Source organism: Streptomyces sp. NPDC054956, from assembly GCF_053609185.1.
Genome location: NZ_JBSGXB010000039.1, coordinates 12,392 through 37,585 on the forward strand (window position 1 = coordinate 12,392; position 25,194 = coordinate 37,585).

A 25,194-nucleotide genomic window follows, 5' to 3' on the forward strand; every position below is an offset into this window, starting at 1 on the left:
GCCGCGTGGCTGCCGAATGCCGGATCCTCGGCAGACTAACCAGTCGGTATGTTCGGGCGGAAGGGTGCGGACCCCTACTTTGGCGCGATGACGCTGTCGCGACGCGGGTTGCTGGGTCTGGCCGGGGCGGCGGGGGCCGCGGGCACCATGGGCGCCGCCCCGGGGTCCGCTCGGGGGTCCGGCCCGGGGGCCGCTCGGGGGTCCGCCACGGAGTCCGCCCCGGGCCCCGCGCCCGCCGCCGCCCGGGTGCGCACCGGGTTCGAGCGGCTCGCCGCGGACGGGTACGCCGTCCTGGCCGGTCAGCGGGTCGGGGTGGTCACCAACCCGACCGGGATCACCGCGGACGCCCGCCACCTGGTCGACGTGCTGCACGCCGACGAACGTGTGGACCTGGTCGCGGTCTTCGGCCCCGAGCACGGCTTCCGGGGGACCGCCCAGGCGGGCGGTTCGGAGGGGGCCGGGCGCGATCCGGCGACCGGCCTGCCCGTGTACGACACGTACGACAAGAGCGGTCAGCGCCTCGCGGACGTCTTCACGGCGGCCGGCGTCGACACCGTCGTCTTCGACATCCAGGACGTCGGCGCCCGCTTCTACACCTACATCTGGACCCTCTACGACTGCATGCGCGCGGCCGCGCTCGCCGGTAAGGCGGTGGTGGTGCTGGACCGGCCCAACCCGGTCGGCGGCGCGCGGGCCGCCGGGCCCGTCCTGCAGCGCCCGTACGCGAGCTTCGTGGGCCGGGAGCCGATCGCGCTCGCGCACGGGATGACGGCGGGCGAGCTGGCCGGGCTGTTCGCGGGCGAGTTCCTGGGCCCCGGATCCGTCCGGCCGCGCGTGGTGCGGATGGACGGGTGGCGGCGGGACTCCTTCTTCGACGCCACCGGGCTGCCCTGGGTGCCGCCGAGCCCGAACATGCCGACCCCGGGCACGGCCCTCGCGTACGCCGGCACCTGCCTGTTCGAGGGGACGAACCTGTCCGAGGGACGCGGGACGACCACCCCCTTCGAGCTGGTCGGGGCGGAGGGCGTCGACCGGCGGTGGGCGGAGGCGGCGAACGCGCTGGAACTGCCCGGGGTGTGGTTCCGGGAGGCGTATTTCACGCCTTCCTTCTCCAAGCACTCCGGGAAGCCCTGCGGCGGGGTCCGGCTGATCGTGCACGACCGCGAGGCCTTCGATCCGGTCCGGGCCGGGATCGGGCTGCTGGTCACCGCGCGCCGGACGTGGAGCGGCTTCGCGTGGCGCACGGACCACTGGATCGACCGGCTGACGGGGTCGGACCGGGTCCGGCTGATGGTCGACGCGGGGGCGGGCGTGGAGGAGATCGCGGGCGACTGGGCGCAGGGGCTGGCCCGGTTCGCGGCGGTGCGCGAGGCGTACCTGCTCTATCCCTGAGCCCGTGCTGCGCGGGGTCTGGCCGGGTGGGGGCGGTCGCAGGATGCTGTCGGCAGGGACACGGCGTGGAGGGGGACGTCATGGTGCACATCGGTGTGACGGCGGCTGCTGCGGGCATCGGGGCCGGGCCGTACGTGGAGCTGACCTTCGACGCCGAGGGCGACGCGGCCCCGGGGGCGCGGGAGGCCGTCTTCGGGATCGAGGCCACCGATCTGCTGGTCTTCGCCCACGGGTGGAACTCCGACCGGTCGACCGCGACCCGGCTCTTCGACCGCTTCTACGCCCCCTTCGAGGACCTGGTGGGAACCGGGGTGCGCCTGGGGTACGTGGGGGTCGTGTGGCCCTCGATCCGGTTCTCCGACGAGCCGATACCCGACTTCGACTCCCCCGGTGCGCGGGGCGCGGCGGGGGACGCTCCCGGCGGGCTCGCCGATCCGGGCCACGGCACGGCCCTGTCGCCGGCCACCCGGCAGGCGCTCGGCGCGTTCTGGCCCGGGCGGGCGGCGGAGCTGGACCGGATCGCCGAGCTGCTGGAGGAACGGCCGGCGCGGGAGGCCGCCCTCACCGAGTTCGGCGCCCTGGTCCGCGAACTCGCGGGGGTGGACGGGGTGGACGGGGGCGACGACCTCGCGGCTGCCTTCACCGCGCGGGAGGTTCCGGCCTTCCTCACCGAGGACGTCCTGGCGGTGTGCCGGGAGTTCACCGACGCCCTGGCCCGGGCGGGCGCCACCTTCCCCGGGGAGTCCGCCGGCCCGGGCTCCCCCGCCCCCGGCTTCTCGGTCGGCGGAGGCGTGCGGACCCTGTGGAACGGCGCCAAGGAGGTGCTGCGGCAGGCCACGTACTACCAGATGAAGGCGCGCGCCGGGGTGGTCGGCGAGTACGGGCTCGGGCCGGTGCTGTCGGAGCTGGCCCACCGGCGGCCGGCCCTGCGGGTCCACCTCATCGGCCACAGCTTCGGCGGCCGGGTCGTCTCCTTCTCCCTGCGGGCGCTGCCGGACGGGGCGCGGAACGTGAAGTCCCTGACGCTCCTCCAAGGAGCCTTCTCCCACTACGCGTTCGCCGACCGGCTGCCGCACGATCCTGGCCGCGGCGGCGCCCTGCGCGGGCTGCAGCGCAGGGTCGACGGACCGGTGACGGCCTGCCACTCCCCCTACGACTCCTCCCTCAAGGTGTTCTATCCGCTGGCCTCCCGGATGGCCGGGGATTCGGCCGGACTTCTCGGTTTCGACGAGCGGTGGGGCGCCATCGGGCACGACGGGGTGCGGGCGGTGCCGGGCGCTCCCCGGCTCACCCTCGACGAGGCCCTGCGCGACGGCCTGCCGCCGGCGGGCTGCGTCAGCGTGGACGCCGGTTCCGTGGTCCGTCGCGGCGGGGCCCCCTCGGGGGCGCACAGCGACATCTGCCACGCGGAGCTGGCCCGGCTGGTGGTCGTGGCGGGGCGCATGGGGCGCTGAGTTCCGGCCATGTGCCACCCGCACGCCTCGACCGCCCCCGCATGCGCCCACGCCGGGCAGGGCATGTTGGGCTCACAGCGCCGGTCCTGCAAGGAAAGCAGCGCGTCGGGCGCGGCGCTCGGCGCTGGGCGCTCGACGGAGGTGGAAGCGTGATGGCAGGATTCCGGAGTCTGGCCTACCAGGTGCGCGACGCGCGCAACGACCGAGCCCTGCGGCGCCATTCGCTGCGCCGCTGCCTGGAGCGGTTCGCCCCGTACGGGCACCGCGCGACCTGGTGGCACCTGTGCGACCGGCACGGGATCGGCCCCGAGGACCGGGCGGCGGACCCCATGCGGCTGGTGGCCGCGCTGGAGGAGCTGGAGGACGCGCGGGCGGTCTGGCTGGAGTACGAGCGGCAGTTCGCGGCGCGGAGAAGGCGCGAGAAGCACGACGGGCTGCGGCGGCCGGAGTGGGCCTGGGGCGGCAGCGGCGACGCGGTGGTGCGGTGCGCCGATCCGGGGGTCCGGCCGCAGGGGGCGCTGGGCGAGGTGCTGCGGAGGCTGGTGACGGCGCTGGAGTCGGAGCCGGGGACGGCGTGCCCGGTGTGCGGGGCGCGGGAGCTCCACTGGCCGGAGGCGGCCTCCCCCGCCGCGGTGTGGGCGTGGGACGGGCCGGTGTGCGCGGGCTGCGGGATCGTGGTGCCCAGACCGGCGCTCGCGGACTCGGCCCTGGCCGGGAGCGGTCTGGCGGGAGCGGCGTGAGACCGCCGCTGGTGGTGTCGCTGAACGGCTCGCGGGGCGCCGCCGACGGGGCGGCCGTGCCCGTGTCCCCCGCGGACCTGGTGGAGTCGGCGCTGGCGGCGGTGGCCGCCGGGGCCGGGGAGGTACTGGCGCATCCGCGGACCCCGTGCGGGCGGGAGAGCCTCTCGCCCCGGGTGGTGGGACCGCTGCTGGAGGCCTTGCGGGACGCGGGGCCGGGGGTACCGCTGTCGGTGCCGGCCGGCGTTGCCGCCGAGCCCGATCCGGCGGGGCGCCTCGCGCGGGTGCGGTCCTGGACGGTGCTGCCGGACCGGGCGGTGGTGCGGTTCGCGGAGCCGGGGGCCCGGGAGCTCGCCGAGGCCCTGCTGGAGCGCGGGGTCGCGGTGGACGCGGAGGTGCCGGCGGGCGGGCCGCCCGGGCCGCTGGAGCGGTTCCTGGCCTGGCCGGTACGGGACCCCGCGCGGGTTCGGCTCACGGTCGAACTGCCCGGCGCCGACCCGGCCTTGGTGGTACGGACGCTGCGCGGGCTGCCCCCCGTACCGGTGCTGCTGTTCGGGCGGGAGGCGGCCGCCTGGCCGGTGCTGCGGCTGGCCGCGCGGTACGGCACGGGCGCGCGGACCGGCGTGGGGGACGTGCTGCGGCTGCCGGACGGGCGGCCGGCGCGGTCGAACGCGGAACTGGTCGCGGCGGCGGGCCGATTCCGCCCCCTCTCCCCCGGGGCTACAGCCGGGAGCCGGTGAGGCGTTCACCGAAGACGTCGTCCGGGTTGGAGAGGGCGCAGTTCTCCAGCGAGAGGCAGCCGCAGCCGATGCAGTCGGTCAAATGGTCGCGCAGCCGGCCGAGTTGGGCGATGCGGTGGTCGAGCTCGGCCCGCCAGCTCTCGGAGAGCCGGGCCCAGTCCTCACGGTTGGGGGTGCGGCCTTCGGGGAGCTGGGCGAGCGCGTCGCGGATGCTGGCGAGCGGAATCCCCACGCGCTGGGCGGCGCGGACGAAGGCGACCCGGCGCAGCGCGTCGCGGGTGTAGCGGCGCTGGTTGCCGGAGGTGCGGCGGCTGGTGATCAGACCCTTGGTCTCGTAGAAGTGCAGCGCGGAGACGGCCGCGCCGCTGCGGGCGGACAGCTGGCCGACGGTGAGTTCGTGGACCTTCTCGGGAATCTGCGGCACACCGCCGAGGGTAGTCGGCCGGACCGACATCGGTTGATCGACCTGTCGTTGACAGATACATACGGCCCCAGCATGCTGAGCAAGCGCTTATTCGTCAGGGAGAGGTAGGGGTACGAGGATGGCCGAGCCGAGGATCTTCACGTCCGCCGAGGAGCTGACCGCCGGGATCGGCGAGCCGCTCGGCCCCAGCGACTGGCTGGAGGTGGACCAGAAGCGGATCGACCTCTTCGCCGACGCCACCGGCGACCACCAGTGGATCCACGTGGACCCGGAGCGTGCGGCGGGCGGGCCCTTCGGCTCCACCATCGCGCACGGGTACCTCACGCTGTCCCTGCTGCCGAGCCTGGTGCCGCAGATCATGCGGGTCGAGGGCATGAAGATGGGCATCAACTACGGCGTGAACAAGGTGCGCTTCCCCGCGCCGGTGCCGGTGGGGTCACGGCTGCGCGCGACCGCGCTGATCACGGAGGTCGTGGAGGCGGGCGGCGGCGTGCAGGTCTCGGCGACCGTCACGGTCGAGCGCGAGGGCGGCGAGAAGCCGGTGTGCGTCGCGGAGTCGGTGTCCCGCTACTACTTCTGAGCGGTGGCGGCGGAGCCGTCGGGGCGGGCCGCCACCATCCGGAGCACGAGATCGGCGTAGAGCGCGCCGACCTCGTCGGGCGTGCGGCGGCCGTCGGTGCTGAACCAGCGGGCGACGTCGATGCACAGCGAGAGGACGGCGAGGGTGGTGCCGGGCACGTCGGGGACGTGGAACTCCCCCGCCTCGACGCCCTCGGCGAGGATGCGGCGGACGGCGGCGTCGCTCTGCCGGCGCAGTGCCACGATTTCGGAGCGGTGCTCCGGAGCGAGAGCATCGAGCTCGTACTGGACCACGCGCGCGGTGGTGTGGTGCGCCGCGTGCCATTGCACGAAGGACCGCACGGCCTCGCTGAGCCGCTCGGCCGCGGTGCCGGAGCCGGAGGCCGCGGTGTCCAGGATCTCCAGGGCCTTGTCGTGGCCGATCCGGCTGATCCGGTGGAGCAGCTCTTCCTTGGTCTTGTAGTGGATGTAGAGCGCGGCCGGGCTCATCCCGGCCCGGCCCGCGATGTCACGCGTCGTGGTGGCGTGGTACCCGCGTTCCGCGAAGGCCTCCACGGCGGCGACGAGCAGCCGCCGCGCGGCATCGGGCGTGACCTCCGACCACGGCCGGTATCCGCCGGCCGTCTCCTGCGCGCTCTCCATCGCCGGCTCACCCTCTTCGCGCTGCCCTGTAGTGCCCTGGTGGGAAGGAACAGCTTACCGGAGGGTGAGCAAGCGCTTAGCTGCAAGCGCCCGGCTCCCCGCACTCGGACGCCCTACTTCGGCGCGAAGGGGTCGTACTCCATCATCATCTTCTCCATGCGCGCCTGGTCGACGCGGGTGACGATCTGCGTGACCTCCTGCCGGTCGCGGATCACCTTGGCGAGGGTGAAGGCCGAGGTCGTCAGGTACAGGACCGCGATGCCGAGGAAGGCGCGCACCCAGCCGTTGGTCTCCAGGTTGTAGATCCCCACGGCCACGGCGGCCATGGCGATGCCGAAGGAGGCGACGGCCTGGCCGTAGTACGCCCCCGTGTTCTGCTGCTTGACCGGTGTCTCGTTCATGGGTCCAGCTTCGGGCGGGCCGGGCCGCGGCACATCCGCGCTCGTACTCACGCACGTACTCAAGCGTGTTCGACGCCGCGCTCGACCGCACGGCTCAGAAGGCCGAAACCCCCGTACGGGCACGGCCGATGAGCAGCTTCTGGATCTGGCTGGTGCCCTCGTAGAGGGTCATCACGCGGGCGTCGCGCAGCAGTTTGCCGGCCGGGTACTCGTCGATGTACCCGTAACCGCCGTGCACCTGGAGGGCGTTGCTCGCGGCGCGGACGGCGGCCTCGGAGGCGAAGAGCTTGGCCGTGGAGGACTCGGTGGCGAACGGCCGCCCGCGGTCGATGAGATCGGCGACCCGCCAGGTCAGCAGCCGGGCCGCGTCCACGTCCACGGAGATGTCGGCGATCAGCTCCTGCACCAGCTGGTGGTGGGCGATGGGCTTGCCGAACTGCTCGCGCTGGGCGGCGTAGGAGACGGCCGCCTCCAGCGCCGCCTGCGCGATGCCGACACAGCCCGCGGCGACCGACATCCGGCCCTTGGCCAGGGCCGACATGGCCACGGAGAAGCCCTTGCCCTCGGGGCCCAGCATCGCGGAGGCGGGTACGCGCACGCCGTCCAGGGAGAGTTCGGCGGTGGCCTGGCCGCGCAGGCCGAGCTTGCCGTGGATCTCGCGGCGGGCCAGGCCCGGGGAGTCCGTGGGGACGAGGAAGGCGGAGATGCCGCGGTGTCCGGGGTCGTCGTTGGTCCGGGCGAAGAGGAGCACCACATCGGCCCACGTGCCGTTGGTGATGAACATCTTGCTGCCACTGACGACGTACGCGTCCCCCTCGCGGGTGGCGCGGGTGGTGAGGCCGGCGGCGTCGGAGCCGGTGCCGGGCTCGGTGAGCCCGAAGCAGCCGAGCGCCTCGCCGGAACACAGGCGGGGCAGCCAGGCCCGCTTCTGCTCCTCGGTCCCCCAGGCGGCGACGGTCTTGGCGACCAGCCCGAGGGAGACGGAGACGATGCCGCGCACGGCGGAGTCGCCGCGGCCGAGCTCCTCGGTGACCAGGACGTAGGAGAGGTGGTCGCCGCCGGAGCCGCCGTACTCCTCGGGGACGGTCAGGCCGAGGAAGCCGACGGAGCCGAGCTTCTTCACGATGGCCCGGTCCACGCTCTCGGCACGGTCCCACGCGGCGGCGTACGGGGCGATCTCGCGCTCGGTGAACGCGCGGGCGAGATCACGTACGGCGGACTGCTCCTCGCTGAGCTCCAGATTCACCGGGCACCTCCGGGCGGGGTTAATTAGCACTGCTAGTTTATGTGGGGCAGGCCCTACTATGTGGCGCATGGCCAGACCGCGCAAGCCCCTCCTCAGCAGAGACCGCATCATCGAGGCGGCCGGCGCGCTGGTGGACGCCGAGGGGCTGGAGGCCGTCTCCACGCGGCGGCTGGCGGCCGCCCTCGGGGTCAGCGGGCCCTCGCTGTACAACCACTTCCGCACGAAGGACGAGATCCTGGACGCGGTCGCGGACGCGGTGAGCGCGAGGATCGACTTGTCGATGTTCGAGGCGGTGGGCGGTCGCACGGACGGTCGCGAGGGCGGCGGCGAGGACGGCGAGGAGGGCGGCGAGGACGGCGGTCCGCAGTGGCGGGACGCCCTGCTCGCCTGGGCGCACTCGTACCGGGCCGCCCTGTCCGACCATCCGAACATCGTGCCGGTACTGGCGCGCGGCCCGGGCCGCAGGCCGGCCGGACTGCGGGTGGCGGACGCCGTGTACGGCGCGATGACCGCCGCCGGCTGGCCTCCGGCGCAGGCGACCCGGATCGGCGCGCTGATGCGGTACTTCATCCTCGGCTCGGCGGTGGCCTCGTTCGCGCGGGGTTTCGTGGACGACGAGACGGCGTACGACCCGTCGGACTACCCGCACCTCGGCCAGGCCCACCGGCTGGCGCAGCGGCAGCGCGAGGTGGACGAAGGGGCCTTCGAGACGGGCCTGACGGCCCTGCTGGACGGACTGGCCATCCAGTACGAGGCGTTGGGCACCGCGGTGGGACCGAAGGAACCGGTTGCGGAGGAGACGGCTTGACGAACGGCGACCCCGAGGTCATCGCGGCGGCCAGGGCGGGCGACGCCGAGCGGGTGCTGGCCCTGCTGGACGCCGGAGCGGACCCCGACACCGTGGACGCGGACGGCCTGTCCCTCCTGGACGTCGTCGCCGCCGAAGGTCTGGCGGCAACGGCGGCGCGCCTCGTCCGGCAGGTCACCGAGCTCGGGCGCCGGGCACCCGACGGATGGACCCCGCTGCTGCGCGCGGTCGACGCGGGGTCCTACGAGGTGGTGGACGAGCTCTTCATCCTCGGCGCTCCCCTGGAGGACACCACCCCGGAGGGTCTCACCGCGATCGAACTCGCCCGGCACTGGCACGAGACGGGCGCGGAGAACGAGCTGCGCCGCCGGACGGGAGCCACGGGCCCGGCGGAGCTCGTGCGCGTCGCGGAAAACTCGTACTCCTCCACCGGCCTGCTGCGGCTGGGCGGCGCACGGGTGCGCACCGGGCACGCCGCGATCCTGACGCTGCTGGAGTGGCGGCAGAAGATCCGGACGCCGTTCGAGGAGCTGCTGGCGCGGGCGGAGGCGGAGCCCGACCTCGACCACGTGGTGCACGGCGCGGTCTCCCTGGCCCTGGGTTCCCGGGGAGACCGGGAGACCTGGGAGGCGGCTGTCGCGCTGCGCGGCCATCCGCGGGCAGCCGTACGGCACTTCGCGGCCGGCGTGCTGAGGTCGACGGCCTTCTTCGACAACTGCGGCGACGGCCTCGTGGCCCACTGCGTGTACGGGCCCGGGTGCTTCGCCCTCGAGGCCACCGAGCTGTTCCTGGAGTGGGCGGCCGGGGAGCGCCATCCCGAGGTGCTCGAGGCGGTGCTGGACGGGCTGTTCGAAGCCGCGCCGCCGGAGGCCGACCGGGCGGCCTTCGAGGTCCTGCTGCCCCACCACGGGCACCCGTTCGCGGGAGTACGGCGCCAGGTGGCCAAGGGGATGCATCTGACCGATCCGTCCGGGGCCGAGGCCGCCGGGATCCGTTCGGTCCTGCTGGCGTACCTGCGGGACCCCGACGCGGCGGTGCGCGGCCACGCCTGCAATTCCCTGCGCGCGCTGGGGGACCGTTCCGCCGGGGTACGGGACGCACTGGCCGCCCTGCTGGCCGACCCGGACCCGTGGGTCCCGGTCTGTGCCGCGCGCACGCTCGTCCTGCTCGACGACCCGCGCGGCGAGGCTGCGATCCCGCGGCTCACCGAGGGACAGGACGAGGAGACCCGCAGGTACGGGGATTTCGCCGACGCCTTCGTGCACCTGGAACGGCGGGCGCGCGAACGGGACGCGGGCCCGGACGCGGACGATCACGGGGACGGGAACCCGGGCCCGGGCCCGGACCGGGATCCGGTCCGGGCGGACGGGTCCTAGAAGACGACGAGCGAGCGGCCGCCCTTGCCCGCGAGCATCGCGTCGAAGGCGGCCGGGATGCCGTCGAGGGTGATGCGGTCGGTGACGAGGGCGCCGAGGTCGAGGCGGCCCGCGCGGACGTGGGCGGCGATGACCGGGAGGTCGCGCGCGGGGTCGCTGTTGCCGTACACGCAGCCCGTGAGGGTGCGCGCGTAGTGGAAGATCTCCAGGGCGTGGAAGGTGACCTGCTGCTCCTTGCCGCCGATGCCGACGACCGTCGTACGGCCGCCCCGGCGGGTGGAGTCCCAGGCGCCGCGGATGGTCTCCGCCCGGCCGACGCACTCGATGGCGACGTCCGCGCCGTGGCCGCCGGTCAGCGCGCGGATGTCCTTGGCCGTGGTCTCGGAGGCGAGCACGAACTCCGTGGCCCCCGCCGCCCGGGCCAGTTCCTCCTTGGCCGGGGAGACGTCCACGGCCACGATCGGGCCGGCCATGGCGATGCGCGCCGACTGGAGGGCGGCGAGACCCACGCCGCCGACCCCGAAGACGGCCACCGATTCGCCCGGGCGGACCTGGGCGCTGTGGTGGACGGCTCCGTAGCCGGTCAGGACCGCGCAGCCGAGCAGCGCGGCCTCGGTGAGCGGGATGCCGGCGGGGGCGGGCAGCACGCAGTCGGCCGCGACGACCGTCTCCTCGGCGAAGGCGGCCACGTTCAGCCCGGGGTGCAGCTCGGTTCCCCGGGCGTCGTGCGCGTAGACGTTCCCGACCCCGGCGAGGGCCTTGGCGCAGAGCCAGACCTCGCCGATCGAGCAGTGGTGGCACTGCCCGCAGGACGGGGCCCAGTTGAGCACCACCCCGTCGCCGGGCGCGACGTGGGTGACCCCTTCCCCGACGGCGAGGACCGTGCCCGCGCCCTCGTGGCCGAGGACGGCGGGGACGGGGACCCGCATGGTGCCGTTGGTGAGGGAGAGGTCGGAGTGGCAGACCCCGGCCGCGGCGAGCCGCACCCGGACCTGCCCGGGGCCGGGCTCGGGCAGCACGATGTCCCGTATCTCCAGGGGTGCTCCGACGGCGGGCAGGATGGCGGCGCGGACCATGGGCGTTTCCGTCTCTCGGGGTCAGGGGTGGGCGGGGGTGTGCGGGGGCCGGGCGGGGTCGGCTTCGGGGACGACCGGGCTCAGAACTGCAGGGACTTGGTCTGGAGGTACTCCCCCAGACCGTGCGGGCCCAGCTCGCGGCCCACGCCCGACTGCTTGTAGCCGCCGAAGGGTGCGAGCACGTTGAAGCGACCGCCGTTGATGTCCACCTGGCCGGTGTCCATGCGGCGGGCGAAGGCGGCCGCGGTCTCCGCGTCCTCGGCCCACACGGCCCCGCCGAGGCCGTAGACGGTGCCGTTGGCGATGCGCACGGCGTCCTCCTCGTCCTCGTAGGAGAGGATCGACACCACCGGGCCGAAGATCTCCTCCTGCTCGATGGTCATCCCGGGGGTGACGTCGGCGAACACCGTCGGGGCGATGTAGAACCCCTGCTCCCGGGGCGCCTCGGGACCGCCCGCGACCAGGCGCGCGCCCTCCTCGACGCCCTTGACGATGAAGGCGCGCACGCGGTCGCGCTGCTTGGCGTTGACGACCGGGCCGAGGCGGGTGCCCGGGTCGAGGGGGTCGCCCGCCGCGTACTTGCCGGCGGCGGCGGCCGCGAGCGCGACCGCCTCCTCGTACTGGTCCCGGTGGACGAGCATGCGGCTGAGCGCGTTGCAGCTCTGCCCGGAGTTGCCCATCACGTTCGCGACGCCCGCCGCGACGGCCTTGGCGAGGTCGGCGCCGGGCAGGATGACATTGGCCGATTTGCCGCCCAGTTCGAGGGCGACGCGCTTGATCGCGGCGCCGGCGGTGGCGCCGATCTGCTTCCCGACGGCGGTGGAGCCGGTGAAGGAGACCAGGTCGACCCCTTCGTGCGCGGCCAGGGCCTGGCCGGCGACCGGGCCGGTGCCGGTCACCAGGTTGAAGACTCCGGCCGGGATGCCCGCCTCGTGCACGGCTTGGGCGAAGAGCTGTGCGGTCAGCGGGGTGTCCTCGGCCGGCTTGAGGACGAGGGTGCAGCCGGCGGCGAGAGCGGGCGCCACCTTGGCAACGATCTGGTGCAGCGGGTAGTTCCAGGGCGTGATGGCCCCGACCACGCCGACCGGCTCCATCAGCACGGTCGAGTTCCCGAGCCGCTCCTCGAAGGCGTACGAGGCCCCGAGCTCGGCGTACGAGGAGGCCACCGCGATCGGCGCCCCGACGTGGACCGCCTCCGAGAAGCCCAGGGGCGACCCCAGCTCGGCGGTGATGGTCTCGGCCAGCTCGCCCTTGCGGGCGATCAGCACGTCGCGCAGGGCGCCGATGAGGGCGGCCCGCTCGGCCGGGGGCGTGGCCGCCCAGGCCGGGAAGGCCGCGCGGGCCGCGCGTACGGCCGCGTCCACGTCCTCGGCCGTACCGGCCGGGACCGAGGCGATGGGCTGCTCGTCGGCGGGGTTGAGGACCTCTATGCGGTCGCCGCCGAGGGCGGCCCGCCACTCGCCGCCGATGTACATACCGTCGTGGGCCTTCATGGCATTCCTCCCGAGCACGCACGAGCGCGTAGACCTGACGTCCCCAACACCCTACAAACTAGCGCCGGTAGTTTTGTGGGCGCCAGGGGCGGAGGGGGTCAGATGATGCCGAAAAGCATCCCCGCCCCCAGGACCACCAGAGAGGTCAGGGCCGCCCATTTCACGGTGAACCGGGTGTGGTCGCCGAACTCCACCTTCGCCATGCCGACCAGGACGTAGACGGCCGGAACCAGCGGGCTCGACATGTGCAGGGCCTGGCCGACCAGGGAGGCGCGGGCGATCTCGAGCGGGGAGACGCCGTGCGCGGCGCCGGCCTCGGCGAGGACCGGCAGGACGCCGAAGTAGAAGCCGTCGTTGGACATGAAGTAGGTGAGGGGCAGGCTGAGCAGGCCGGTGACCAGGGCCATGTGCGGGCCCATGCCCTCGGGGACGGCGCCGACGAGCCAGTCGGCCATGTGCTTGACCATGCCGGTGCCGGTGAGCACTCCGGTGAACACGGCGGCGGCGAAGACCATGCCGGCGACGTTCAGGACGTTGTCGGCGTGGGCGGCGATGCGGGCCTTCTGGTCCGGCATGTGGGGGAAGTTGACGGTCAGGGCGAGGGCGGCGCCGAGCAGGAAGAGCACCGGAATGGGGAGCAGCTCCATGATCATGGCGGTGAGGAGTGCGACGGTGAGGCCCGCGTTGAACCAGTAGAGGCGGGGGCGCAGGGTCGCGCGGCGCGGGTCGAGTCCCTGGAAACCGTCCTGGCCGCCTTCGCCTTCCTCGCGGTCTTCGCCGGGGGCGCCTGCTGTGGACGGGCCGGAGCCGGCGTGCGGGGCGGCCGGAGTACGCGCACCCCCGCCGGCCGGCCCGCCGGCGGCGACCAGGAGCTCCTCGGCCGGCTCCGCGTCGCCGGGGAGGGTCAGCAGCCCGAGGCGGCGGCGCTCCTTGACGCCGAGGACGTAGGAGAGGACGAAGACGAAGAGGAGGCCCGCCGCGAGCGCGGGGATCATCGGGACGAAGATGTCGGCGGCGTCCAGCTTGAGGGCGGTGGCGGCGCGGGCCGTGGGGCCGCCCCAGGGCAGGGTGTTCATGACCCCGTTGGCGGTGGCCGCGACTCCGGTCATCACCACCAGGCTCATGCCGAGCCGCTTGTAGAGCGGGTACATGGCCGAGACGGTGATCATGAAGGTGGTCGAGCCGTCGCCGTCGAGGGAGACGATGGCGGCGAGGACCGCCGTGCCGACCACGACGCGCATCGGGTCGGCCTTGCAGAAGCGCAGGATGCCGCGCACGATCGGGTCGAAGAGGCCGACGTCGATCATCACGCCGAAGTAGACGATGGCGAACATCAGCATGGCGGCGGTCGGCGCGAGCTTGCCGACGCCTTCGATGACGTAGCCGCCGAGCTGCGCGCCCTGTCCGGCGAACACGCAGAAGAGCGCGGGGATGAGGACGAGCGCCGCGATGGGCGACATTTTCTTCAGCATGATCAGGACCAGGAAGGTCGCGATCATGGCGAAGCCGAGGAAGGTCAGCATGTGGGGGAACCTAGGTGCCGCCTCCTGGGGCCAACAAGACGTCCGGGCGTGAGCAATACGAGCAAAACCCCAGCTCAGGGGATGGGTGTCAGTTCGACGGGGAAACCGTTGAGCACGGACGTTCCGGAGAGCGGATCGAGCAGGGTGCCGTCGAGGAGCTGGTTCACGTTGACCCCCGGGGCGGCCGAGGCCACCGAGAGGCGGGTGCCGGCACGGTCGTGGCCCCAGCCGTGCGGGAGGCTGACGACGCCGGCGCGGACCGCGTCGGTGACCTCGACCGGGACCTCCAGACTGCCGCCGTCCGCGGTGACCAGGGCCTGAGCACCGTCGGTGAGTCCGAGCCGGGCGGCGTCGTCCGGGTGGACCTGGAGGGTGCAGCGGTTGGAACCTCCCACGAGCGCCGGGACGTTGTGCAACCAGCTGTTGTTGGACCGCAGATGGCGGCGGCCCACGAGCACCAGGGCGGTGGGGCGGTCGGCGAGCGACGCGCGCAGCCTGGGCAGCTCGGCCGCGATCGGGTCCGGCAGCAGCTCGATCCTGCCGCTGCGCGTCTTGAGCGGCCCCGGGAGCCGGGGCCGCAGCGGTCCCAGGTCGATGCCGTGCGGGTGCGCGAGCAGCCGCTCCAGCCCCAGGCCGGGTCCGGCGCCCGGGAGGGCGGCCCCGGGCACGGCGGGTTCCGCGCCGAACCGGTCCCCGTACGGGCCGAGGCGGAGCATCAGGTCGAGGCGGCGCTCGGGGCCGCCGGCTCCGGCCAGGAGCCCGGCGAGGCGCGCCGGGTCCTGCCCGTGCAGCGGGGAACGCGGGTCGGCGCTCTCCCTGGCGAGGGTTGTCCGGATGGCCAGGTCGTCCACGGCCGCCGGTTCGGCTCCGTGCATGCCGGAGACGGCCAGGACGAGGCGTGCGTGGATCTCGCACTCGTCCATGCGGCCCTCTTCGAGCGGGACGGCGGCCGGCGAGTAGCGGACCTGGTTGCGGATGGCGAAGGTGTTGAACGAGAAGTCGAAGTGGGCGCTCTGCGAGGGCGGCGGCGGGGGCAGGACCACGTGCGCGTGGCGTGAGGTCTCGTTCAGGTACGGGTCGACGCTGATCATGAAGTCGAGCCCGGCCAGGGCCGCGTCGAGGCGCCGGCCGTCGGGAGCGGACAGCACGGGGTTCGCCGCGATGGAGACGACGGCGCGGATCCGCCCCTCCCCCGGGGTCTCGATCTCCTCCGCCAGGGCGGCCATGGGGAGTTCGGCCTTGGCCTCGGGGTGGCCGCTGACCCGGCTGTGCCAGCGGCCGAGACCGAAGCCCTTGCCGGGACCGGCCGGCCGGGGTGCGCGGTCGGTCGCGGACAGCGGGAACAGTGCCCCGCCCGGCCGGTCCAGATTGCCGGTCAGGACGTTCAGCACGTCGACGAGCCAGCTGGTGAGGGTGCCGTACTCCGTCGTGCTGCTGCCGATCCGCCCGTAGACGGCGGCTGTCGGCGCGGCCGCGAGGTCGCGGGCGAGTTCGCGGATCTCTTCGGCCGTGAGGTCGCAGGCGGGTGCGACGGCCTCGGGAGTGAAACCGACGAGCGCTTCCGCGAGTTCCCCGATTCCCTCGGTGAGTTCCGCGAGTGCGCCCGGCGCGGCCTTCTCCTCGGCGAGCAGGGTGTGGGCGAGGGCGGCGAGCAGCAGTGCGTCGCTTCCGGGGCGCGGCGCGAGGTGGCGGTCGGCGAGTTTGGCGGTGCGGGTGCGGCGGGGGTCGACGACGACCAGGGTCCCGCCGCGGGCGCGCAGCGCCTTCAGCCGGCCGGGGAAGTCGGGGGCGGTGCACAGGGAGCCGTTGGATTCGACCGGGTTGGCCCCCAGGAGGAGCAGGAAGTCGGTGCGGTCGAGGTCGGGCACCGGGATGGCGAAGGGGTCGCCGAAGAGCAGTCCGCTGGAGACGTGCTTGGGCATCTGGTCGAGGGTGCTGGCGGTGAAGAGGTTGCGCGTGCCCAGCGCCTTGAGGAGCAGCGGCGGGTAGAGGTGGCCGGCCATGGTGTGGGTGTTCGGGTTGCCGAGCACGACACCGACCGACTGGGCCCCGTACTCCCGCACGAGGGCGGGGACGGCGGCGGCGATGGCGTCGAAGGCCTCCTCCCAGGTGGCCTCCCGGAGCTGTCCGTCCCGCCGGACGAGGGGGCTCCGCAGCCGGTCGGGATCGGAGTCGAGGGCTCCGAAGGCGGCGCCCTTGGGGCAGATGAAGCCGCGGCTGAACACGTCGTCGCGGTCGCCGCGGGCGCCGGTGACCGTGGTGCCTTCGATGGTGAGGGTGAGGCCGCAAGTGGCTTCGCAGAGGGGGCAGATGCGCAGGGCGGTGCGGGGCATGGGCCCTCCAGGGGCGGCAGGCTGCGGCACGGGGCGCGCGGGCGGTGCGGCCGCGCGGGCGGCACCGAGCATACCGACCGGTAGGGACGGTGGGGAGGGGTCTGCGCCATCGGGAGGGCGCGAAGGGCATGCGGACGCCGGGAAGGGTGTCCGGGCGACGGGGCGGCTCGGGGGGGCAGGCGGCGCGGCGCGGGGCCGGGCGGCGCGGGGGTCCCGGCGGCGCGGGGGTCCGTCAGTCCAGGACGCGGGCGAGGTAGGCGTGCATCATCGCGCGGGTCTCGGCCACGATCTCGGGGTCGCCGGCCGGGTCGTTGCGGAAGGCGAGCTGGATCAGCGCGTCGGTGGCCTCGACCGCGACCAGGACGGCCCGCTCCAGAGCGGCGTCCGGAGTGAGCTCGAGGTGGCCGGCGAGGAGTTCCGTGAGGCGGACGGCGACGAGGTGGTTGGGGTCGGAGGCCGGACCCTCGGGCGGCGGTGCGGGCACCCCGAAGTCGACGAGGGCGAAGCCGGGGACTTCGCGCTTCATGACCAGGTACTCGTCCAGCACCACGTCCACGACCGGCCTCCAGTCGGTGGCCGGGAGGTCGGCGAGGCGCTCCTCGATGGCGTCGCCGTAGCGGTCGAGGTTGCGGTGGGCCAGGGCGATGGCCATGGCCCGCTTGTTGCCGAAGAACCGGTAGACCGAGCCGATGGGCACGCCCGCGCGCACGGCGACGGCCCGGGTGCTGAGGTTCTCGTACCCGGTCTCGTCGAGGAGTTCCGCGCAGGCGTCGAGGATCCGGGCGAGCCGGTCGGCGCTGCGCTGCTGGATCGGCGTGCGGCGCAGGGGGTGGGCTGGGGACACGGGGTCCATCATGCCGCTCCTCGGTTCACGGTTCCGCGGCGGTACCGGTTCGGCGGCGTCAGTTCAGCAGCAGGCTGAGGCCGCCGACCGTGTAAGTGATCATCAGCGCGAACATCGGCAGCTGCCCTGCGACGGCCTTCCCGGGCGGGAAGAGGCGTACGGAGCGGTCGTGCGCGGCGATCACTCCGAGTACGTGGCCGGTGACGACGGCGATGACCTGGAGGGCCGCGAGACCGCCGGGGCCCAGTGGGGACAAGGGTTCCGGGGCGTTGTCAGTGCCCAGTGCCATGATTACGGAGCGTGGTCCTTCGGTGACAAGGAGGGAGAAGTAGTGGGCGACGAGATAGCCGAGCGCGATCGGTACGAGTGAGTGCGCGAAGGCGGTCAGCGGGCCGGGGTGCGGGCCGCAGACGAGGCGGGTGACCGCCGCGCAGAGGCCGTAGAGGGCGGCGACGAGGGCGATGGAGCCGAGGAGTCCGAGGGTGGCCGCGGCGGTGCGGCCGAGGGGGGAGGTCTGGATCGCATTGATCCACGAGGGGGTGTCGGAGAAGCCGTCGTAGGCGGTGGAACCGAGCAGGACGCAGACGGTGGCGACGAGTCCGGGCCGCTCGGGCGTCGCGTCGAGTCCGTGGAAGGGGTTGCGCAGGACGAGGCGGCCGTCGACGCGGCGGCCGAGGGGGGAGAGCCGGGCCAGGAGTGCGGAGTAGACCTCGAAGGCGTCTCCGTCGGAGAACCAGTGCTCGCCGTAGCGGGCGGCGAGCAGGAGCTGGACGGTGGCGTAGCCGGCCAGGGCGATCAGGAGGGTGGTGGTGGAAGCGGGATCGGGAGAGACGAGCTCGAGCCAGGTGAACGCGAACAGTCCGGCCGCGGCGGGCCACTGCCCGAGCCGGACGGGGAGCGGGCGGGCCTCCTGGCGGCGGAGCCGGGAGAGCGGGCGGTACAGGGCGCGGAGCGGGTTGAGCAGGCGCCAGACGGGACCGAGGAGGAGGGAGGCGGGCACGAGGCCGACCCAGAGGAGTACGTAGACGGCTCCGGGAGCGGGGTTGCGGGCGGGGTCGTCGGGACCGAGGAGGAGGTGCAGGAGCACGGTGAGCGCGGCGGCGAGGCCCAGACCGCGCAGGGCGGTGCGGGTGGCCGGCGCGTCGGCCACCCGCTGGAGCCCGGCGGGCAGGGCGATGCCGGAGCGGTCGCCGCGGAAGCGGGAGGTGGACCAGAGGAGGCCGAGTGCGAGGAAGGAGACGAAGAGCGCGGTGAAGGCGCCGGCGAACGCGTAGAAGGGAGAGATGGGCAGGTCGTGCTGGGAGCCGATCCCGTGCGCGAGCAGGGTGAGCGGATCGGCCGGGTGTGGGACCGCGCCCCGGCCGGGCCCGCCGCCGGGCACCGCGTACGGGGCTGCGCCCGGCACGAACGACGGGTCGGCCGGCCAGGCCGGGATCGGGTGCTTCACCGGACGAGGAGCTGGGTCAGGACGAGGCGGGACTCGTGGGTCTCGACCTCGAAGAGGCCCGTTCGGTCGGCCGTCAGGATCAGGGTGGCCTCCTGGCCTGCCGGCAGGGCGAGTTCCTTGTCGAATCCGTGGACGTGCAGGGTGTCCGCGCGATCGCTGGTGACGCGCAGGGCCACGCGTTCACCGCGCGCCACCTCGACCCGGCCGGGGGCGGGGCTGACCTTGCCGTCCCGGACGGTGACGGTGACCGTGCGGTCGGCCTGCGGGGTCTCCGGGGACGGAGGCGGGGCCGGGGCCGAGGCCGACGGCGCGGGCGGAGGCGCGGTGTGGCCGTGACCGGTCTGGCCGGCGGTGGCAGTGAGCTGGAGCGTGCCCTCGACCGGCTTGCCCGCGACGGCCCAGGCGGTGTGGTCGTCCGCGTAGAGGCGGACGGTCAGGGTGTGCGCGCCCTCGGGCACCTGCGCGGCGGGCAGGTGGAACCAAGGGCCGTACAGGCGGGCCAGTTTGCGGCCGTCCAGCTCCAGGTGCGCGTGGCCCGCGCCCGGGAGGGCGGCGCCGCCGGTGCTGTCGGGGGTGAAGTGGAAGTTCTTCACCGCCAGTTGGAGGTTCCAGCCGTCCTCGGAGTCCGGCCGGGCGGTGAGCTGGACCTCCGGCGCGCCCTCGGCCGGGACCTCGCGGAGCCGGTGGCCGGCGCCGTCCTCGGCGGCGAGCAGGGTGCCGACGTCGCCGGAGGCCTGCTCGTGGCTGGTGCCGGGCTTGTGGTGGGTGGTGGCCCGCCCGCCGCAGCCCGTGGTCGCGCCGCCGGCCAGGAGCAGCGCGAGGGCCAGGAGTGCGGCGGCGCGGCCGGCCCGCCGGGTCCGGCTCGGCGGCGTACCGCACGCCTCGCACCGGACCCGGCTCGCGGATCGATCACTCACCGCGCGTCCCCCTCGCCCGCACCGGGCTCCGCCGCAGCCCCGGTCCCGGGCTCGGCACCGGCCTCCGCGCTCAGGGCCGGGCCCGGGCCCGCCGGGACGGGGACTCGGTCGCCGGTCGGGGGGTTGCCGGGGGTCGACGGGGTGGCCGGGGTGCCGCCGGGGCGGGCTGCGGCGATGACGGCCCACAGGGTCCACACCACGGCGACCAGCGCCCGTATCCAGGCGGGGCTGAGGGGGATCCAGGGGATCATCAAGACGGCCTTGTCGAAGGCGTCGAGGAGGGTGAGCGCGCCCAGGAGCAGGGTCAGGCGGGCCAGCCACGGGCGGGTGGGGCGCAGCGCGACGCCGATGCCCGTCCACCACAGGCCGAGGCAGAGCAGCGCCAGGGCGGGGACGAAGCCGGCGACCAGGTCCATGGTGGAGCCCGCCACGTCCAGGGCCAGGCCCGCGAGGCCGAGCAGGGTGGCCGCCGTGCCCAGCCGGGAGGTCCTCAGCCGGCGCCACCACAGGAGGCCGCCGACCAGGAGCAGGACCGCCGCGACGGCCAGGGCGATCTGGGTCTCCACCCGCTGGAGGCCGCGGGCCCCGTACCAGTCGCAGCCGGCCGGGAGCTTGCGCGCCTGGACGTTGTAGTCGGCGCAGACGAGGAGCTGGGCCAGCTTCACCGGTTCGCCGGCCAGGCGGGCGGAGCCGCCGGAGACCGCGCCACGGCGCTCCCCGCACTGCGGGAGGGTGCCCGGGGTGGAGCCGTCGGGGCCGGACTGCCAGCAGTTGCCCCAGCCTTGGCCGTCCCACCAGACGTCCATGCCGTTGGGGCGGGAGGCGCCGGACTTGTCCTTGCCCAGGACGTTGGCGGCGTAGCGGTTGTGGTGCGAGGTGTCCGCCTGCTTGGACAGCTTCTCCTCGCCCCGGATGAAGGCGGGCACGGCCGAGAGGAAGAAGCCCGCGCGCTGGTGCCCGTACACCCAGTTGTTCTCGTAGACGTTCCAGTTGCCGCCCGCGGTGATGATGCCGGTGCCCGGGGGCATGGAGATCTGCGGGCAGACCACGCCCTGTTCGTAGCCGCGCTCGACCGGCGGCTTCGCGCAGGTGCCGTCGGCCACGTGGTGGTAGTAGTCGGCGTTGTTGTCGTGGATCAGGTTGCGCTCGAACTTGGCGTGGTTCTGTGGGAGTCCGGGGTGGCCGGGGAAGGCGCTGTCCATCGAGGCGCCGCCCATGTTCTGGTCGAACTCGTTGTCGTGCACCCACACCGAGTCGCCCGCCGTGCCGGAGTAGCCGACCATGTTGTGGTGGCTGCGGCAGCCGGTGATCTCGATGGAGTAGCGGGGGACGTCGTAGCCGCGGCCGTCGTTGATGTTCGAGGCGCTGCCGGGGTAGATGCCGGAGTCGCCGTTGCCGTACGACTCGCAGTTCTTGTACAGCCCGTGGTCGCTGGCGAAGGTCAGGAAGCCGTACTCGTCGTTCCAGCGGGTCAGGACGTCGTCGATGACGAAGCCGTCGCCGGCCAGCACGTACAGCGAGTTGAAGGTGGTGCGCTGCGCGGTGAAGTTGCGGAAGTAGATCCCGTTGGACTTGTCGGCGCGGATCGCGTTCAGCTTCTGGTACTTGGCGTCGATGACGACGTCCTGCCGAGTGGCTCCGGTGCCTTCGATCTGGAGGTTCGTCTTGCCGAGGATCGCGACGAGGTTCTGGTTGTGGCGGCAGGCGGTCTGCTGCTCGTAGGTCAGGATCTGGTAGCCGAGCGAGGAGTTGGGCGCGGTGAGCGAGGCGCACTCCCCCGTCGGCTTGGGGAGCGAGGGCTCCTCCTCGTAGAGGCCGGGGAGGATCGCGATGTTCATGCCGGGGTGGTCCACGGCGTCGACGGCTTCCTGGAGGTGGCGGTAGCCGTTCTTCTCGCAGCGCTCGAAGAGGGCGAGGTTGCGCTGCTTGAGGGCGTCGGGGAAGGCGGATATCCGGCGTTCGAAGGCGGGCCTGTCGGTCTTGCAGACGATCAGGTCCGGCTCTCCGGCGCGGTACTGGGGAACGGAGCCGGTGCCGTCGGGAAGCTCGACGGGGCGCTCCTCGTGCGCACGCGCGGGGGGTGCGGCGACGAGGAGGGACAGGAGGGCTAGGAGGGCGGCGAGGAGCGCCGCCGGCACGGCAGGGAACCTGCGGGTCCACGACATGCGCGTGAGAGTAGAGCAATGTTCATCTTTTTGGATCCCCTCCCGCACGATTCGACCGCCGGGGAGGCCGAGTCGTAACCCGGCGCACCCCGCGGGCATCCCGGCGGGAGGCCCTGCCTGCGGCTTACGGGCCGGGTGCGCGCCTCCCCCGCGCGGGGGAGGCGGCCGGGCCCGCAGGCCGACGCGGGGGCGCTCCCGCCCCGGACAGCATGGGCGCCATGCCGAGAATCAACGCATTGCCCGACGTACCGCGCTGGGCCGCGCTCGCCGCCCATGCCGTCCCCCTGGTCACCCTGCCTTCGGGGCTGTGGCGGATCGCCCTGGTCGCCGGGCTCCCGGTGGCCGCACAGCCGGTCACCGGCGTCGGCCTGACGCTGTACGTGCTCTCCCTGACCGTGGTGTCCGAAGCCCTCGCCCTGCTCACGCTCGGCCTGGTCAGGCCGTGGGGCGAAACCGTGCCGCGCTGGATCCCCCTGCTCGGCGGCCGTCCGGTACGCCCTCTCGCCGCGGTGGTCCCGGCACTGCTGGGCGCGGCCGCGCTCTTCGGCCTGTACGGCTGGGTCGGATACGTCCAGGCCGCGCACCTGGCCACCGACTCCGTCACGGAGACGCCGGCCCAGCTGGCGCTCCTCGTCGCCTGCTACCTCCCGCTGCTCGCCTGGGCCCCGCTGCTGGCGGCCACGGCGATCGCCTACCACCGGCGCCGGACGGCCGCCTCCCGCACCGCGTCTCCCGCCCCAGCCCACCCCGTACCCGCCGCCCGCTTCGAAGGCGCATCGGCCGACTGACCGGAATCCTCCCGTTGACGCGACGGGATTGGAATCCTACTGTCAGGCATAGGATTCCTTCGGCAGAGCGGGAGCGTGCGATGAGTGGCGGCAGCGAGCAGGCCAGGAAGACGGCGGAGGCGCTGGACTACCTCACCGGCTTCGGCAACGAGCACAGCTCGGAGGCGGTGCCCGGCGCGCTCCCGATCGGCCGCAACTCACCGCAGCGCTCCCCCCTCGGGCTCTACGCGGAGCAGCTCAGCGGCAGCGCGTTCACCGAGCCCCGCAAGCACAACCGCCGCTCCTGGCTCTACCGGATCCGCCCCTCGGCCGCGCACCCGCCCTTCACCCGGACGGACAACGGCGCCCTGCGCACCGCGCCCTTCACCGAGGTTCCGGCGGACCCGAACCGGCTGCGCTGGAACCCGCTGCCCGACCCGGCGCCCGGCACCGACTTCCTGGACGGCCTCTGGACCCTCGGCGGCAACGGCGACGCCGCCCAGCGATCCGGCATGGCCATCCACCTCTACTCCGCCAACTCCCCCATGACCGAACGGGTGTTCAGCGACTCCGACGGCGAGCTGCTGATCGTCCCCGAGCGCGGCGCCCTGCTGCTGCGCACCGAGTTCGGCCTGCTCAGCGCCGGCCCGGGCGACGTGGCCCTGATCCCGCGCGGAGTCCGCTTCCGCGTCGAGCTGCAGGACGAGACCGCCCGCGGCTACGTCTGCGAGAACTACGGCCGCCCCTTCGAGCTGCCCGACCTCGGCCCGATCGGCGCCAACGGCCTGGCCGCCGCGCGCGACTTCCAGGCGCCCGTGGCCGCGTACGAGGACAGCGAGCGCCCGACCGAGGTGGTCAACAAGTTCTGCGGGAACCTCTGGACGGCGACCTACGACCACTCGCCGCTCGACGTGGTCGCCTGGCACGGCACGCACGTCCCGTACGTCTACGACATGCGCCGCTTCAACGTGCTGGGTTCGATCAGCTACGACCACCCGGACCCGTCGATCTTCACCGTGCTGACCTCGCCCTCCGACACCCCGGGCCTCGCGGGCGTGGACTTCGTGGTCTTCGCCCCGCGCTGGCTGGTCGGCGAGGACACCTTCCGCCCGCCGTACTTCCACCGGAACGTGATGAGCGAGTACATGGGCCTCATCGAGGGCGCCTACGACGCCAAGGCGGAGGGCTTCCTCCCCGGGGGCGGCTCCCTGCACAACATGATGTCCGCGCACGGCCCCGACCGGGAGACCTTCGACCGGGCGTCCGCCGCCGAGCTGAAGCCGCAGAAGATCGACGACGGCCTGGCCTTCATGTTCGAGACCCGCTGGCCCATCACGGCCACCGCCCAGGCGGCCGGCGCCGAGCACCTGCAGAGCGGATACGACGACGTCTGGCAGGGCCTCGAACGCCACTTCCGCGCCTAGGCCGTCCTAGTATCACCGCAGCAGCACGAAGCGTGGCGCCGCCCCGCCGCCCCGGCCGCGGCGCCCCGCCCGCCCGTCCTACGGAGAACCAGCCGTGACCCCCTTCGCCCCCGACTCGCTGGTACTGAACCGGAAGCTGCCGCTCTGGTACCAGGTCTCCCAGTCGCTGCGCGCCTCGATACTCGGGCGCACGGCGGACGCCTCGCTGCGCCTGCCCACCGAGGAGCGGCTGGCCGAGCACTACGGGGTGAGCGTGCTGACCATGCGGCAGGCGCTCAAGGAGCTGGAGGCCGAGGGGCTCATCAGCCGCCACCGGCGGCGCGGGACCTTCATCGAGCCGGCGGCGATGCGCGGGGCCCCGGTGCAGCTGCTGGGCTCGGTCGACGCGATCGTGGCGCAGCAGTCGGGCGACCGCACGACGATCCTCGGCCACGAGCGGACGGCCGTGTCCGGGGAGCTGCTGGAGCACTTCCCGGACACGCCCGAGGTGGTCACGTACCGCAGGCTGCGCCACGACAGCGAGAGCGGCGAGCCGACCAACTGGGCGGAGAACGCGGTGCGTCCGGAGCTGGCGGAGGCCATCGACCTCGCGGATCTGGAGCGTTGGCCGATGACGAAGGTGCTGCGCGACATCGTGAAGGTCGACATCGGCCGGATCACCGACACCGTGGAGGCGCGCCTCGCGGACCCGGCCACGGCCGAACTGCTCCAAGTGCCGCTGCTGAGCCCGATCCTGCACTACACGGGCGTGACGTACGACAAGAGCGGCCGGGTGGTCGACGTGGCGCGCATCCGCTACCGCGGAGACCGCTTCTCCTTCACGGTGACGGTCGACGCCCACTGACCGCCCGGCCGCGCCGCGGACCTGCGCCCGGCCGGTCCGGGGACCGCAGCGGGGACCGCGGCGGGCTGTTCCTCGCCCCGGAGCGGGCTACTTCTTCTCGTCTTCCTCCCGGCCGCGCTCGCCTTCCGCCTGGGACGGAGTGGTCCGCATCGTCTGCGCGTGGCGCTGCTTCTTCTGCGCCTCGTCCATGTCCTCGTCGAGCCGCTCCCCCTCGGCCTGCGACGGGGTCGAGTACTCGTCGTACTGGCTCATGACCGCCTCCCGGGTGACCTGGGCCGGTGCGGATCCGTACGGACGGACCCCGTACGGACCACGCCGATCCGCGCGAATCCGTACATAAGGAGCCTAACTCTCCGGCCTGGACGGGGCCCGGCCACCGGGTCGCGTCGCTACCATCGGCCGGGTGAGCGCTGACGTACCGCTGCTGGACGATCTGATGCCCTGGTCCGTGAGTCCCCTGCGCCTGGGCCGGGCCTGGGTGGCGGCCCCCGACCCGGCGACCCTGCGGGCCCGCTGGGCGGCCCTGGCGGCCGCCGGGGGCCCCGAGCGGGAGCGGCTGTGC

At 73.8% G+C, this 25,194-nt stretch carries 23 protein-coding genes and 1 pseudogene; 11 read left to right on the plus strand and 13 right to left on the minus strand.

The window, feature by feature from the left end; translation table 11 throughout:
* Positions 1–87 precede the first annotated feature (87 nt).
* From ACWGDE_RS10145 to ACWGDE_RS10160, 4 genes are all read left to right on the plus strand, one after another.
* Positions 88–1,392 (plus strand): exo-beta-N-acetylmuramidase NamZ family protein, encoded by a 1,305-nt coding sequence (locus ACWGDE_RS10145; protein ID WP_453388525.1) that lies wholly within the window; start codon positions 88–90, stop codon positions 1,390–1,392.
* Between the two features lie 80 nt (positions 1,393–1,472).
* Complete coding sequence (locus ACWGDE_RS10150) at positions 1,473–2,846, plus strand: serine-threonine protein kinase (protein WP_453388526.1); 1,374 nt, start codon at positions 1,473–1,475, stop codon at positions 2,844–2,846.
* 152 nt (positions 2,847–2,998) lie between these two features.
* Positions 2,999–3,586, plus strand: a complete 588-nt coding sequence (locus ACWGDE_RS10155) for a hypothetical protein (protein ID WP_453388527.1) — start codon at positions 2,999–3,001, stop codon at positions 3,584–3,586.
* A complete protein-coding gene (locus tag ACWGDE_RS10160; protein ID WP_453388528.1) occupies positions 3,583–4,323 on the plus strand; it encodes a 3-keto-5-aminohexanoate cleavage protein in 741 nt (246 codons plus the stop codon). The genes ACWGDE_RS10155 and ACWGDE_RS10160 overlap by 4 nt, the downstream gene beginning before the upstream one ends.
* Here the strand turns inward: ACWGDE_RS10160 and soxR are convergent.
* Positions 4,304–4,747: a redox-sensitive transcriptional activator SoxR gene (gene soxR / locus ACWGDE_RS10165; protein WP_453388529.1), complete on the minus strand. Its 444-nt coding sequence runs from the start codon at positions 4,745–4,747 to the stop codon at positions 4,304–4,306. The two genes, ACWGDE_RS10160 and soxR, sit on opposite strands and share 20 nt — an antisense overlap.
* 118 nt (positions 4,748–4,865) lie before the next feature.
* Here soxR and ACWGDE_RS10170 point away from each other — a divergent pair, with 118 nt between their 5' ends.
* On the plus strand, positions 4,866–5,327 hold the full coding sequence (locus ACWGDE_RS10170; RefSeq protein WP_453388530.1) for a MaoC family dehydratase: 462 nt from the start codon (positions 4,866–4,868) through the stop codon (positions 5,325–5,327).
* On the opposite strand, the gene ACWGDE_RS10175 is transcribed toward ACWGDE_RS10170, so the two are convergent.
* The 3 genes from ACWGDE_RS10175 to ACWGDE_RS10185 form a co-directional block, all read right to left on the minus strand.
* Entirely contained in the window at positions 5,318–5,968 is a 651-nt protein-coding gene (locus ACWGDE_RS10175) for a TetR/AcrR family transcriptional regulator (protein ID WP_453388531.1), read from the minus strand. The genes ACWGDE_RS10170 and ACWGDE_RS10175 overlap by 10 nt on opposite strands.
* Before the next feature lie 113 nt (positions 5,969–6,081).
* Positions 6,082–6,369, minus strand: coding sequence for a YiaA/YiaB family inner membrane protein (locus ACWGDE_RS10180; RefSeq protein WP_453388532.1), 288 nt, complete (start codon positions 6,367–6,369; stop codon positions 6,082–6,084).
* A gap of 94 nt (positions 6,370–6,463) precedes the next feature.
* The gene (locus tag ACWGDE_RS10185) at positions 6,464–7,615 is read right to left on the minus strand and encodes an acyl-CoA dehydrogenase family protein (protein ID WP_453388533.1); all 1,152 of its coding nucleotides are present in this window, start codon (positions 7,613–7,615) and stop codon (positions 6,464–6,466) included.
* 67 nt (positions 7,616–7,682) lie between these two features.
* Here ACWGDE_RS10185 and ACWGDE_RS10190 point away from each other — a divergent pair, with 67 nt between their 5' ends.
* Both ACWGDE_RS10190 and ACWGDE_RS10195 read left to right on the plus strand, forming a co-directional pair.
* On the plus strand, positions 7,683–8,423 hold the full coding sequence (locus tag ACWGDE_RS10190; protein ID WP_453388534.1) for a TetR/AcrR family transcriptional regulator: 741 nt from the start codon (positions 7,683–7,685) through the stop codon (positions 8,421–8,423).
* On the plus strand, positions 8,420–9,799 hold the full coding sequence (locus ACWGDE_RS10195) for a HEAT repeat domain-containing protein (RefSeq protein ID WP_453388535.1): 1,380 nt from the start codon (positions 8,420–8,422) through the stop codon (positions 9,797–9,799). Before ACWGDE_RS10190 ends, ACWGDE_RS10195 begins: the two co-directional genes overlap by 4 nt.
* On the opposite strand, the gene ACWGDE_RS10200 is transcribed toward ACWGDE_RS10195, so the two are convergent.
* From ACWGDE_RS10200 to ACWGDE_RS10235, 8 genes are all read right to left on the minus strand, one after another.
* On the minus strand, positions 9,796–10,875 hold the full coding sequence (locus ACWGDE_RS10200) for a Zn-dependent alcohol dehydrogenase (RefSeq protein WP_453388536.1): 1,080 nt from the start codon (positions 10,873–10,875) through the stop codon (positions 9,796–9,798). The genes ACWGDE_RS10195 and ACWGDE_RS10200 overlap by 4 nt on opposite strands.
* A gap of 80 nt (positions 10,876–10,955) precedes the next feature.
* Positions 10,956–12,368, minus strand: a complete 1,413-nt coding sequence (locus ACWGDE_RS10205; RefSeq protein WP_453388537.1) for an aldehyde dehydrogenase family protein — start codon at positions 12,366–12,368, stop codon at positions 10,956–10,958.
* Positions 12,369–12,466: 98 nt separating this feature from the next.
* Positions 12,467–13,891: a CitMHS family transporter gene (locus tag ACWGDE_RS10210; protein WP_453388538.1), complete on the minus strand. Its 1,425-nt coding sequence runs from the start codon at positions 13,889–13,891 to the stop codon at positions 12,467–12,469.
* Positions 13,892–13,965: 74 nt separating this feature from the next.
* Positions 13,966–16,224 (minus strand): molybdopterin oxidoreductase family protein, encoded by a 2,259-nt coding sequence (locus ACWGDE_RS10215; RefSeq protein ID WP_453388539.1) that lies wholly within the window; start codon positions 16,222–16,224, stop codon positions 13,966–13,968.
* Positions 16,225–16,456: 232 nt separating this feature from the next.
* Complete coding sequence (locus ACWGDE_RS10220; RefSeq protein WP_453388547.1) at positions 16,457–17,077, minus strand: TetR family transcriptional regulator; 621 nt, start codon at positions 17,075–17,077, stop codon at positions 16,457–16,459.
* 49 nt (positions 17,078–17,126) lie between these two features.
* Positions 17,127–18,392, minus strand: coding sequence for a hypothetical protein (locus tag ACWGDE_RS10225; protein WP_453388548.1), 1,266 nt, complete (start codon positions 18,390–18,392; stop codon positions 17,127–17,129).
* Between the two features lie 119 nt (positions 18,393–18,511).
* Entirely contained in the window at positions 18,512–19,432 is a 921-nt protein-coding gene (locus ACWGDE_RS10230; protein ID WP_453388540.1) for a hypothetical protein, read from the minus strand.
* Entirely contained in the window at positions 19,429–21,597 is a 2,169-nt protein-coding gene (locus ACWGDE_RS10235) for a right-handed parallel beta-helix repeat-containing protein (protein WP_453388541.1), read from the minus strand. Before ACWGDE_RS10235 ends, ACWGDE_RS10230 begins: the two co-directional genes overlap by 4 nt.
* Positions 21,598–21,815: 218 nt before the next feature.
* Here ACWGDE_RS10235 and ACWGDE_RS10240 point away from each other — a divergent pair, with 218 nt between their 5' ends.
* From ACWGDE_RS10240 to ACWGDE_RS10250, 3 genes are all read left to right on the plus strand, one after another.
* Positions 21,816–22,385 carry a hypothetical protein gene (locus tag ACWGDE_RS10240; RefSeq protein ID WP_453388542.1) on the plus strand — a complete coding sequence of 190 codons (570 nt, stop codon included), beginning with the start codon at positions 21,816–21,818 and terminating at the stop codon, positions 22,383–22,385.
* 80 nt (positions 22,386–22,465) lie between these two features.
* Complete coding sequence (gene hmgA / locus ACWGDE_RS10245) at positions 22,466–23,788, plus strand: homogentisate 1,2-dioxygenase (protein WP_453388543.1); 1,323 nt, start codon at positions 22,466–22,468, stop codon at positions 23,786–23,788.
* Positions 23,789–23,882: 94 nt separating this feature from the next.
* Positions 23,883–24,632 carry a GntR family transcriptional regulator gene (locus tag ACWGDE_RS10250; protein ID WP_453388544.1) on the plus strand — a complete coding sequence of 250 codons (750 nt, stop codon included), beginning with the start codon at positions 23,883–23,885 and terminating at the stop codon, positions 24,630–24,632.
* 87 nt (positions 24,633–24,719) lie between these two features.
* Here ACWGDE_RS10250 and ACWGDE_RS10255 read toward each other — a convergent pair whose 3' ends face one another.
* Positions 24,720–24,884, minus strand: a complete 165-nt coding sequence (locus tag ACWGDE_RS10255; RefSeq protein ID WP_453388545.1) for a hypothetical protein — start codon at positions 24,882–24,884, stop codon at positions 24,720–24,722.
* 184 nt (positions 24,885–25,068) lie between these two features.
* Here ACWGDE_RS10255 and ACWGDE_RS10260 point away from each other — a divergent pair.
* A pseudogene (locus ACWGDE_RS10260) lies at positions 25,069–25,194 on the plus strand (type ISP restriction/modification enzyme); the annotation flags it as partial.